This is a genomic window from Pseudomonas sp. Irchel 3A5, assembly GCF_900187575.1.
Taxonomy (GTDB): domain Bacteria; phylum Pseudomonadota; class Gammaproteobacteria; order Pseudomonadales; family Pseudomonadaceae; genus Aquipseudomonas; species Aquipseudomonas folii.
The window spans coordinates 405,012-416,694 of sequence record NZ_FYDU01000004.1; the positions used below are offsets into that span (position 1 = coordinate 405,012).

Here is an 11,683-nt window from a genome sequence, read left to right on the forward strand (position 1 = left end):
CCCATAGGGTTCAACCCTGTCTTTTGCGTCCTTCTGCCATACATTCCCGTCGCCAATTTACGAAACATGACCGCTACGTTAAGCGATCGCCTACCTAGCGATAATTCATAAGCATCATGTAAGAGGCAGAGGCCGTCAGATGCGGTCACTGCTTTCTGAGACCTTGAGCCAAATGCGGGGGCCAGCGACTTCCTATGGAAGTATGCCCTAACCCTAATTTTTTACGTTAAGTGTTTCCATCTCCCGATGGCAGCAGGTGTTGGGGAAGGACACCCCAAACAGCTTACGCGGCCTACTAATTATCTAACTCCACCTTTCTCAGTCTCGGGAAGAAAGACCTCTCCAGCATCCGATATCTCGGCAAGGGCCAATTGCAGTAACTGGCACACTTAGGTAGCCCCCTTGATGCGTGAGGGCGGTTTTGCCGCAACCTTAGGTTTTCTGGGCTTTCTGATTGGTTTCGCGGCTTTCGCTGCGTCGAACTCCTCGCTCTTGCGCAACCTAGCTGCTCGAGCTGCGTCAGAGACATCTAGGACGAAGACCGATGTTGTGACCGCCAGTACGGGTGGCAGCAGATCTTCCAATGCCGTCTTCAATGCATTAGGTGAATTGTGTTTTACACCTGCTGGAGAAGACGTAACAGGCAAAGCCTCGCCGAACCAGAACACCACATAAATACCTTGCCCCTCTGTACTGCTCGACAGAGTATACGTCTGAAGCTGACCGCTATGCCCATACCAGAGATGTGAATGGCTCGTTCGCTTGGCTTCTATCGGCACGCTAAATGGACCATGACTTATCAGGACGTCCGCCCGAGTGCCGCCAGAGGATGCCGCCTCCGGGGCGACGTCGATGTTACCGAACACGTTCAACTTGTCCCTGAGCTTGCCGGCGAGCACGTCGCGGCAATCGTTCTCAATTTTAGGCTGGTTGTTGTCCCAGAACAGCTTCCACATGTTAAGTGGAGAGGCTTGGAGTTCTGCAGCGATCTCCTCAAGCACCAGAGATACCAGTGCTTTGAGATCTTGGGCATTGATCGGCCCTTTGCTACTAAGCACCTTTGCCAAGTCTGTCGGGGAATACAGCTTTTGTGTTCTCGTCCGGACATCTCGCCTATATAGCTCTAGCTCATGTTTCAGAGTGTCTTCCCAGCGGGTACCCCTGGCGTCCTCGAGCAAGCCAAGAAGGGTCTCTTCAGCAACCGGCTCGCTAGACAACGTAATTGCTTTCAAAACCTTAATAGTGTCGTACCAGACATGATCAAAATGCCCCTCCCTTAGAGGCGTGCGTCGAAACAGAAACTGTAATAACAGTCGGCTGACAGCTAACGTAGAACCCGGCGTTCTCCAGTAGCCGCTATTGGGATAGCCGTCGACGATTATCCGATGAATGACTTCATCCTTTGCCCCGTCCAGCGCTTTTAAGAAGTTATCGCTGAACTGGTCAGGTTGCATGCATACAGCAAAATACGCCCACCGCACGCGATCAGCGCTGTCCGCTTCCGCTCCAATGATCGCCTCTGTCGCGTTATCGTGCTGATACGCCCGACAACGCAAAATATCCAGGAGCAGTGGACGCAATTCGGTCGGTTCCACATTTAGCTCTGTCAGTCGCAGTACGCTATCCAGATGCACTCCCTTAAGCGTATCAGGTTGCTCCAGTGACTTTTTTACGGCCCACGCATGTAATGCAGAAGCGCTGGGGTGGTCACGCAACTTCATCATTAGAGCCCCCCAACTGGCATCTCGGATCAAGGCAAGCTGATGGAAGTGAGCAGGATCTTCGATGAACGTTTGACTGAGTCGCGCGATGCAATTCGCCTCCAAGCGCTCTTTTAGCCTCCAGTCCCGCATCGAGATCGTCGCAGACAGGACTTGCAACATTCTTCCAACTGGCTCCCCGAAGAAGTTTTGTCCACTTTCCAGAAACATGGAAGCCGAGGCAGCAATGACTGCCCCGCTTCCCCCTCGGTCATCTTGGCATATACCCTTGGTCCAAACGCCGAGGAGCCCCTCCAAAACAGACTGAGCCAACTGCCCTCCAAATACTTCTTGGAGTCCTTCCGTTCCGCTGCCTCGAAGCCCCGCCAAAGGGCGACTGCCACAATAGATCTCTGCCCCCCAGTACAATGCCTGCTCAAGCTCGCCTGCCGCCACAGCTGGTGCCTGCCACTTCCAATGGGAGATCTGCCTCATCAACCAGTGCTCTACACTTTCGTGTTGCTGAGCTTGACGTTCGAATTCTTCCTTCTCATGGAGCTCCACGTGTTCCAAAGCTGCCTGTGCGACAGCGCTCGGGCTTTCGCGGAGCAGCGGGGTCAGCCACGTCGGTGCTGAGTCCCCCAGAGTTAACGTCCAGATGCCGATCTGTCTACTGACGTAATCACCGCCACATCTGACGATAAACTCCCCAGTGTCCAACAACAGGCGCACCAATGCTTCGCTCGCCTTCAGACCCAGCGCACGCAAGCCCAAGGCAAACGACCCACTGTCGGCAATGTCCTTATCCATAACCTTGAGCAGCGCGCGAAAAACATCCTCGTCAGTTGGCCGCCCCACCTGCCATTCTTCGGCAGCTCTTTTGAACGTTGAGTCCACACCTGTAATAAGGCCGGTGGCGATCAACATACGGGCAAATTCGTCTGCACTTACTTCTTCGCTCGTTAATGCTGCGATACATACTACCGAGGCAAAGCTGTGCTCCAAGCTACCTACGCCAGCTTGAAGGCGCCAACGCTTCGGCACCTCCAGGATCAAGGGGCGCCAAAGATGCGATGCCACATGCCAAGCGATATCTCTGATCGCATAGGCACTCACACCACGTCCATCTTGCGGCGCATCCGTTAGGCGGGGTGTAGCAATAAGCCTGTGCAAGCACCCAAGAACACGTTCCAGCTCTCCGACGGTCAATTGTTCGCCAGGGATTGCGCAGAACAGCTGCGCAACACTGCGCAAATGGCCACGCCGCGCTTCTTCGGTCACACATAGAGCGTCAATCCGCATCCAAATCTCTGGCACTTCCGGGGTGGCATTGTGTAACCATGCGGCGATAGCCTGTTCTCGACACCACTGAATGTCGCTTTGACGAAGCGCGACGCTCCAGCAGACTTCTGCAGCACCTTCCAGAATTGGTCCTACAGATAACGCCTCCAGTAACATGCTTAGTCGGTGCGTGGAGGTCTCTGCCTGAAGCATATGCGTCACAGGCGGAACGAGGTCCGGAGTTACCAATCCGACGGTGCTAATTTGCGCAGGCCCCCATTGCTCGGGCGTCCAACGAAAATACGGATCACGCTTACCGACGCCCTGCAGGATGCTAAGGCGAGAAACAACCGGCAAAGTCGCAGCATCTCCATGCAATAACAGAGTTTCTGGGTCGGACTGGGCTAAAACTTGCGCATGCTGGGCTGCACCCTCATTAACTAGGTGACAAGCAAACCAGGCATACAGCGCCTTTAGTCCATCCGCGGGCAAACCATCGTTCGACACCAATAATGCAACCGCGCGGTTGAAATGAACTCTTACTTCACCGGCGGCGCCGGTTACCAAACGAGCCAGATAGCGTGCGGCCAGAAACTCTTGGATGCTGCGATGAAAGGGCAAAAATTCCTCGCCTTTCTTTAAGAACAGCGCGGTGTCTAGCACCATGGTGAGATCGGCTTGAGCAAGCCCCATATCATGGACAGAAAGTAGGGTGTCGGCGACCGGGCTACTGCGCTGTAAACCGTGCTTTCCCGCCAGCAGCAGCGTCAGAAATATACGGCCGACATGATCTAGGGCTCGGTCCAGAGCTAGATCAAAGCCCTGCCTATCCTCAGACTTGAAAGGATTGTGCTCGGTAGCGAAATGGCGTGCCCCCGACTCATAAAGAGTGAAGCGAGTGAGCGAAGGCAGACGTTCGGACTGGACACTCAGGAGGAAGTGCAGTCCCAGCGGCGACAGCGCGAAGGGAGTCGAGCGCAATGTGTGCAAAGTAGACAGTAGGGCCGCAGGCTCTTGGCAGCCAAGCGTGCTGAGCACCGTACTAGCCTCTTCGTCGCTTAGTGGTTGCAGGTGAGCGACCACAGGCTCCAAATCATGGGCTGCCAGCCCTTTACCGAAGGCTTGGCTGAGCTTCCCACCCTCGTTCCAGTCCTGAGCGCGACAGCTCACCCTCCATCGTACAGTCGTTTGATCTTCCAAGCTCTGCGCAATTTCAAGAGCATTTGCCAAGGGGATCTCATCAAGAGCATCGATGAACAACGTTGTGATTCCGACCAAGTGCTTGGGGCGAAATCGGAAGGCAGAGACGCACGTATCACCTGTAGAACCGGCGAACTGTTCGAACGCCACGGTCTTGCCCATGCCAGGCGCCCCGAGCAACACCACGTAAGGAGCTTCAGTGAGCTCGCTTAATCGTTGGGCGCCCGCATACGCCTCAGGGCTTGAGGAAATGGATATGCTCCGATCAAGTGGGGCGATGGTCATGGCAAAGCGCTACCGCACAATAAGAAGTAGGCCATCATACGGGGATAGCAACCAACTTCCCTAGCCGTTCTATATTGGTCGCCGACACAGTAAATTCGCTATGGCATCAACCGCAGGTCATGTTTCAGTAGCCCGCTACCCGCATTCCTGTGCGTCCGACAGCATCAATACAGATGAACGGGCCGCTCCGTGAAACCGCGATTAGGTAGCGGACATGATTCCACTGGAATCACAGTGGCAACTGGACAGTATGATTCCACTGGAATCACTTCCATTCGACCCTTCCCTCAAACCCCCTGCCCTTCATTCCAGTTTCTCAACTGACAGCCTTCCCTGCCCTTAGTAACACTGTCCACTCCTTTCAAACCCGGAGGCCAGACGTGTCCGAATCCATTCAGCTCAACCTTGGCGCGCTACGTAGCGCGATGAAACTCACCCTGCACACCCACCACGCCGCTAGGATCTGGCATGGCCGGCAATTCAGCGAGGGCAAGAACGGCATCGTCGGCCTGAGCGGTTTTGTCAGCGTGATGAACAAGATGAAGCGCGGCGCCGAGCAGGATGATCCCTATTCGGACTGGTGGATGATCCGTATCGAACAGAAGCTTACTGCCTGCAAGGCCCATCTGACTGAGATCCAGGAGAATCTGGACCAGTTCATGGCTGACATACCTCACGCCTTGAACATTGGCGACAACCTCAACATCCAGCCCGTCACCCTGCCGCTATTCATCAACGCTCAGCTGGGTTTCAAAGCTGTATACCTGCTGACCCAATTTGACGATCTCGCTCGACGCTTACTGCTGGCTCATCACACCGCTCTGATCGGCCGCCGGGACATGGAGCGCTGGCTTGACGATGGCGCGCATGAACTACGCAGCCTGTTCGCCTTTGCCCAGCAGTACAAATATTCAGGTGCCACACGCGACGACTTCGCAGCCAACAATGCCAGAGCACGGGAAGCGCTTGAGTCTTTTGGAGAACTGCCGCAGGACGTACTTGAAGGATCGCGCCGCTCCGAGTTCGCACCACCGATCATGCGCCCACGTGGCACAAGTGATGCGCATGCTAGCAGTGCGGCAGAAGACGTCGATGACACGGAGCGCTGAGCCATGTCGGATCTCAATCACTCCACCGAAGCTAGACAGCCCGCCTTCCGGCCACTGCATCAGACAGCCTTCTCCAGCCTGGAACACGCAGCCTTCCTTAAAGGGCTTTTAAAACCTTTTAAGGGTAAGGGGGAGCTGAGCCAATTAGCCCTTGTTTCCCGCCAGTTGATGGGCAGCCTGATCCAGTTGGCCAACGAAGAAGTGCTGCCTCAGGCGCAACGTTACCCCTTCTCTCTGCTGCCCATCCGCATGACGCAGCAGTCCACCGGCGCTGGCACCGTGTTCCTGCGCTGGAGCAGAACCGATCGCAGCAAGATGGGCGTTGGACTCTGGGCCGAACTGCTGCAGGACCCACGCACGCCACCCAGCCTGATTGACGACCTGCACCAGCTCGAACTGCAGCGCATCGCGCTCAACATGCAGATCAGCCTGACCTACACCATCTGCCGCCAGGCAGCCGAATGCGCGGCAAAGATGGAGCAGGCAGAAGCTACCTATCAACACCGACTCAATGTCATCAACAACCACGCAAAGGAGGCCTGACCATGGCCACAAGTTTTTGGGGTGAAGGCAACATCGGCAGCAAGCCAGAGTTCAAGGAATTCTCGAACGGCAATGAAGAGCCACGGCGATTGCTGCGCCTGAACGTGTACTTCGACAACTCCATCCCGCGGGGCGATGGTAAGTACGAAGACCGTGGCGGCTTCTGGGCCAACGTCGAACTCTGGCACAAGGATGCCGAGCGCTACTCCCGGCTCTATGCCAAAGGCGTTCGGGTGCTGGTGCAGGGACGGATGCAGATGGACAAGTGGGAGGATGACGATGGCGAGGAGAACAGCGCGATGAAAGTTCAGGCCAGTCGGATCGGGATACTGCCGCATCGGGTTGAAAGCATCGTACTGGCTGCAACAGACCATGCCAGTGCCGATCCTGAGTCTTAAAGCTGGCACAAAAATCGCCCTCCACGTGAAGCTTCTGCAGCCTGGTAGCTTCACACGCGGGGGGTGGCCGCAGCAACCGTTCGAACGACGTGATCATGAACCTCAGGGAAGTGATTCCACTGGAATCATACTAGCAACTGGCTACGATGATTCCACTGGAATCACCTTAGCAATAAACAATCACATGCCTAGCGCTGGGCCAAAAAATCGCGAAGCCCGTAAGACTCTTCCTGAAGAAAAACCACAGGCCGCAGCGCTTGAGCCGCGCCTGAACCTGCCGCAAAATCAAAGCTCCCGATCATGAAGCACAAGCGCCCTCCGCTGCTCAACGAGCCGTTTTCGACGGCTACGATTACGGCCTGCTGCTGACCTACATCAAAGGCAGCAATCGTTTGATGCTGGATCGGCAGGGATTACTCATCAGGCGCACAGAACATCCCCAGCATCAAGCCTGGCGCATCCCTAAGGCGCATATCCATGAAGATCCCGAGGGGGTGTTTCGGGAGCTCACCGAACTGGCCCCGATAAAGCTCAACGAAACCCTGAGCAGCTTCCTCGACAAACTGGATCAAGCCCGAAGCCACTGGACGCGTGATGTCTTCACTTGGGGCATGCGTGTTCGCCTGAGATGCCACGATGAGCGAAGCACAGCTCTGCCGCCCAAGATTTGAGTGCAATCTCTCAGTATTCAATGCTTGGCATCTCTCGCTCTGTAGGGCCGACAAGATTAGACTTCGTCACCCCCATTTGGGCCTATCGGCCAAGCGGGAACATCGAGAAGCAAGGAACGCCATGCTCATCAAATGCCCCAAGTGCTCCAAAGCCAATGATCTGAATTTTGAATCATCCGTCAATTGTGGTCATTGCAAAGCTGCGCTGAGCGGCCATACCTATGGCCGAGTGAAGAAGTCAGTGGCGGCGGTAGTGATCGCATTCAGCGCTGGCTCCCTCGTCACTAAGAAGGTCAGCGAGCACTATTCGCCCCACCGCTATGACTTGAGAAGCGAATACGCGATCATCGAAGCCTGCCTCAACGGCTCACAGCAAGCGCTTGGCCGTTACCAGTATCAAGGGAAAAGAGAAGACTGCATCTGCGCATTGAGCGAGGTTCAGAAGGAATACGGCCTGAAGGATCTCACGGACAAAACGTCCCAGTACCTCACTGCCTTCGACTCGGCAGCCAGGTCTTGCAGAACGGGGAGGACGTCCCTGTCCTACTCCCGTTGATTACTTATGCTTAGCGGCCGGAGGGTTGTTATCTCTGCCCCCCCGGAAGGCTGGCCATCTTGCTTGCTAGGCCAGCCCGCTTGGTTATTGCTGGCAGCAGATTGAGCACGTGTTGCGAACGAACCCTTGGGAATCTGGCCGCCGTTATTTTTGGCAGCATCTGATGCAATGCGCGAAGCGTCGGTTTGGGTCATTTTGGTCATGGTTCTATCCTTGCATTTGAATGAATGAGTCCCCCCGTTGGGAGACATCTCGAAAATTACCGAAGTGTTTGGGGAAAAATGGGGACAGAAACGCAAAGGCTTCAACAAGAAATCAAGCGTCTGATCAAGCAACTCGGCTGGTCTCAAAAACGATTCGCTCGCGAGCTTCATGGGATGAGTGATGAGGCGGACTGCTCGACAATGAAGGAGGTCGGTCAGTATTTGGAGCGCGTGAAAAAGCAGCTAACAAGGTCGACAGTCGCCCCCGAACTCTTGGAAGCGTATCAGCAGCAACTCCAGTCCCATCAAGACTTCGCGAAGCTCGACGTTTTCATTCCCTACTTCGTGCCAGACGACCGCTTACCCAAAGAATTCGTGGCCGGGATGAAGAAAATCTCTGGAATGTTGGACGAATAGAGAACATCGCTGTGGGGCTAGAAGCATGCGGATTGAACCCCGCCGGGCAGCCATTGCGGCAGAAGCGGTGCAGGCTCACTTTCACCGAGCAAAAAAACCAATAGGCTGCAGAAGGGCCGTAATGATGAAGCATGATTCTGCCACGGTTTTCACCCTGGCTTACCTTGAGCTGCTGGAGCGACACCTCAATATCACCTGGAGCGATGACGGAATCCCTCAAGCCGTTTTGAACTGGATCACCGATGCGTCAATCAACAATCTACGGACTGATTTGGCAGCACTCATGACAGATGAACGTGAGCAAGCGGCCCGGCAAGCCACAACCATCTACGGGAGTGAGCATGTTCAGACCGTTGGCTTTGGGCTGGCCCCAGAGTTCGATCAGTTCGTGAAGCTGGGGTTGATCTACGGTGAGCGTGTAGTGCTTTGGGATGTGCTGCATAGCCGGATCTTGGCGGGAGGTGACTACCTCAATCGCAAAGGCCTGATTGGACAGATTGCCTGTGAATTGCTGATGCTCAAGGCGACTGTGCAGCAAGGTGGCGTGGTCTTGCTAGCCCATCCAATTGTATGGAGTGCTACGGCTGCGCAGATCGATGCAGAGTTTCGAGAGGCCGACTCCGTATCAGCCTCGAGCCTTGGCCTTGCGCTGGCCTTCGCTGCTATCGAAGATGGCCTCCCGCTCCACCCCTACACTTTGCTCACCGAGCGCGGCCAGTCAGAACTGCGCCCGGCTGTACAAGCTGCTGATCACGCCCTCTTTTCGCGCGAAAACTTCTCCTTCCAACATTGCCTGACCAGCCTGCTGAGGGATGAACGTGTCGCATTTGTACAGGATGTTCGTACCGAAGACTTTCATCGCATAGCCATGGAGCATGAAGAGCTCCAGCGGGCGCTTAGGCATCATTTTCTCTCGGCCCTAGCTGGACTCTCCCCTCAACAACAGAACCAAGAGACCGGTGCCCTAATCCAGGATTTAGCTGCGCTGTTTGCAAAACGGAATGAAGCTATATCGACATACATCGCTGATGCGGTTGACGCGACAACGGTGTTTATCACCGCCTCAATGGCTGCAACCGTCATCGGTCAACCGCTTATCGTCGCGCTGGGGGCACTAGGTGCCCCGGCTATGGCCCTTAGTACTGCAGTCCGCAAATGGGCGGGAAAACCGGAGAAGAACGTGATTATCCAGGCCTTCGAGGCCCTGGAGCATTCGGCGTCGGAGAACTCTGCGTACGACCCCGTGGATATTCAGAAACGTATGGATATCCTCAACGCTGGCCTACAGAGCCTGAATGATCACTATGGGGTGTTCATGAGCTTCCAATGGACAGAAGATCGACATGTTTACCTCAAGTCCCTCTCGTCCGACATTGCCAAAGGTGTACTGGCTCTCTTGGGTCCTGATGACCTCGCCGAAATCGTGAATCAGCGAAGACACCAACACGACTACATCGGCGATTATCTGGAGTACGTCTCAGATCTGGACGAAGCAATCCATTGGGCTCATTTGGAGCATGCGTTCGATTCGGAGCAAGGCTTCATAGTCTATGACGGCGAAGCGCATATTGAAGCTATGCAATCGATGCAAATTCCAATCTCCCTGTGGCAGCGCCTTCTAGGCAGCCTTTTCACTCTATATGCCGATGAGATGAGGGCTGCTGACTATGACTACCCACTCATGCGCTTTCCTGAAGTCTTTGCGTATCAGACCGAGCATGCCGACGATGTGGATGAAAAACGCTCCGTCTTGCTCACATTTGCAAAGTCACTGGCGACGGAAGATCTCGCCGCTCTGATGGCATTCCTGTCCCTAGGATTCGAAGGCAGTACGCCCCGCTGGCTGGTGGAAACCTTGGGGGAATTCGAGCTCCCAACTAGTATGCCAATCGTGGAAAAGTAGTTCACTCTTGTTCGAATTGCCGCCGTCTTGGCTCAACGCGCGAAATGCAAATGAGGCGGATGCTCCGTCATCACGGCGCAGACCTAAGACTAGGCGGACACTCACCGCTATCGGACGGACCAACGCCCCGCATTCCGAGCTAGGTTTCTGTTTCACTAGCCTTCTGGAAAAAGCATCTCAGAGCGTCTCTGACCTAACAGATCAGCCAATCGACCACATCGTTTGGGCCAATACGATAAGTCGTTCCTGGCGTGCTTTCAAAGCCTCTTCACTCCACTCACTCAAGGTACATATCTCTTTGGTCAGGTCGAAGGAAACCTTTTTATCTCTGTCTAGGTAGATCTTCTTTTTTCGATCAAAATCGAAATACTGGGCTTTGTAATTCTTGCTACCACAGAGCATGGCGAGATTACCAAGGCGATGAAGCCAGAGACCATGAGTCTCAGCGCTAAACCGATCCGTCCAATACGCATCTTTCAACGCCTGCGGCAGGATATGCTCGATGGTCAGCCGACCGCTATACGTCTTAGTGACCGAGTCGTCTTGAGACGCTTCTTCTAGCCGCAGTAATACGGCCGCGTCAAACGGTTTTCCGTAAACCTCACCACCCAGCAGGTTGATGAATTCATCGTTATTGGCATGTGCGATGAAAATTGCATTAACCTCCTCAGCAACTTTCTTCGCTCGGATAGCGCTGATCAACTTAAAGTAGACGGTAAGTCGGGCCGTACGCCCAAGGCGACGCACCCAGTTCTGCATCGTGATCCGCTCCAACAGACCAAGGAATTCCGCCTCGGTCAGACCTGGCACGGGCTGGTTGAGATACCCGAGTAAGGGAGGAATCCATTCGTCATAGCTGACGCGCCAGAGGGCATTTAGTGGTCGCACAGACGCAGCATCTTGGAAATCGCAATCCCAAATACGCATAAAATTTTTGGCGGAACGGATGACCTGATCTAGAAACGGGAAAGGGCCGCCTACAAACTCACCGATTATTGAGCGGTACTCCTCATGCAGGGAACCCCTAGCCTTTGCCGCTATCAGGGACGTCCGGTGATGGCTTAGGAAGCTGTCTAGCAGGTCGATACCCACGATCTCTTCTAGCTCCAACCAGCGATCCTCAAGTTCATCACTTTGGCTTTGTTCAGAGCCCAATTTGCTGAAAAGAGTGTTCTTAATGAGATCGGCGTTAGACAGCGACATGCCACGAGCATTGAGGACGTTGAATAAACGATAAGCGGATTTCAGCGACTCAGTTTTGACAAAAACTACGTACACCTTCGACAGTAGGGTATCCGTCCGGCGAAGTCATCTACCCAGCCCCGCAAAGCCAAGACATGGTGTGCACTTAAATTTTAGTGGACACCATTTCTAGCCTTTTAAGCGGGTCTTTCATGCAGCCAGAACGCCGTTCCTA

At 54.5% G+C, this 11,683-nt stretch carries 9 protein-coding genes; 7 read left to right on the forward strand and 2 right to left on the reverse strand.

The features are described 5' to 3' along the window. Positions 1-389: 389 nt before the first annotated feature. Entirely contained in the window at positions 390-4,466 is a 4,077-nt protein-coding gene (locus tag CKW31_RS08955; RefSeq protein ID WP_095093986.1) for a hypothetical protein, read from the reverse strand. A gap of 380 nt (positions 4,467-4,846) precedes the next feature. Between CKW31_RS08955 and CKW31_RS08960 the strand changes: the two genes are divergently transcribed. The 7 genes from CKW31_RS08960 (at position 4,847) to CKW31_RS08995 (ending at position 10,266) form a co-directional block, all read left to right on the forward strand. Then, positions 4,847-5,575: a PFL_4669 family integrating conjugative element protein gene (locus tag CKW31_RS08960; RefSeq protein ID WP_256582530.1), complete on the forward strand. Its 729-nt coding sequence runs from the start codon at positions 4,847-4,849 to the stop codon at positions 5,573-5,575. Positions 5,576-5,578: 3 nt separating this feature from the next. Next, the gene (locus CKW31_RS08965) at positions 5,579-6,118 is read left to right on the forward strand and encodes a DUF3158 family protein (RefSeq protein WP_095093987.1); all 540 of its coding nucleotides are present in this window, start codon (positions 5,579-5,581) and stop codon (positions 6,116-6,118) included. Between the two features lie 2 nt (positions 6,119-6,120). Next, positions 6,121-6,516: a single-stranded DNA-binding protein gene (locus CKW31_RS08970; protein ID WP_095093988.1), complete on the forward strand. Its 396-nt coding sequence runs from the start codon at positions 6,121-6,123 to the stop codon at positions 6,514-6,516. Positions 6,517-6,911: 395 nt separating this feature from the next. Further along, entirely contained in the window at positions 6,912-7,187 is a 276-nt protein-coding gene (locus tag CKW31_RS29515; RefSeq protein ID WP_141230131.1) for a hypothetical protein, read from the forward strand. Positions 7,188-7,308: 121 nt separating this feature from the next. After that, on the forward strand, positions 7,309-7,743 hold the full coding sequence (locus CKW31_RS08980) for a hypothetical protein (protein WP_095093990.1): 435 nt from the start codon (positions 7,309-7,311) through the stop codon (positions 7,741-7,743). A gap of 281 nt (positions 7,744-8,024) precedes the next feature. Beyond that, positions 8,025-8,363 (forward strand): hypothetical protein, encoded by a 339-nt coding sequence (locus tag CKW31_RS08990; RefSeq protein ID WP_095093992.1) that lies wholly within the window; start codon positions 8,025-8,027, stop codon positions 8,361-8,363. Between the two features lie 121 nt (positions 8,364-8,484). Next, a complete protein-coding gene (locus CKW31_RS08995; RefSeq protein ID WP_141230132.1) occupies positions 8,485-10,266 on the forward strand; it encodes a hypothetical protein in 1,782 nt (593 codons plus the stop codon). Positions 10,267-10,467: 201 nt separating this feature from the next. Here the strand turns inward: CKW31_RS08995 and CKW31_RS09000 are convergent, their stop codons facing one another. Continuing rightward, positions 10,468-11,469, reverse strand: coding sequence for an HNH endonuclease family protein (locus CKW31_RS09000; protein ID WP_095093994.1), 1,002 nt, complete (start codon positions 11,467-11,469; stop codon positions 10,468-10,470). Positions 11,470-11,683: the final 214 nt, after the last annotated feature.

Bases quoted from the DNA above. Each gene is read 5' to 3' on its own strand.
- CKW31_RS08955 (WP_095093986.1), bottom strand. From the start codon at position 4,466: ATGACCATCGCCCCACTTGATCGGAGCATATCCATTTCCTCAAGCCCT.
- CKW31_RS08965 (WP_095093987.1), top strand. From the start codon at position 5,579: ATGTCGGATCTCAATCACTCCACCGAAGCTAGACAGCCCGCCTTCCGG.
- CKW31_RS08970 (WP_095093988.1), top strand. From the start codon at position 6,121: ATGGCCACAAGTTTTTGGGGTGAAGGCAACATCGGCAGCAAGCCAGAG.
- CKW31_RS29515 (WP_141230131.1), top strand. From the start codon at position 6,912: ATGCTGGATCGGCAGGGATTACTCATCAGGCGCACAGAACATCCCCAG.
- CKW31_RS08980 (WP_095093990.1), top strand. From the start codon at position 7,309: ATGCTCATCAAATGCCCCAAGTGCTCCAAAGCCAATGATCTGAATTTT.
- CKW31_RS08990 (WP_095093992.1), top strand. From the start codon at position 8,025: ATGGGGACAGAAACGCAAAGGCTTCAACAAGAAATCAAGCGTCTGATC.
- CKW31_RS08995 (WP_141230132.1), top strand. From the start codon at position 8,485: ATGATGAAGCATGATTCTGCCACGGTTTTCACCCTGGCTTACCTTGAG.
- CKW31_RS09000 (WP_095093994.1), bottom strand. From the start codon at position 11,469: ATGTCGCTGTCTAACGCCGATCTCATTAAGAACACTCTTTTCAGCAAA.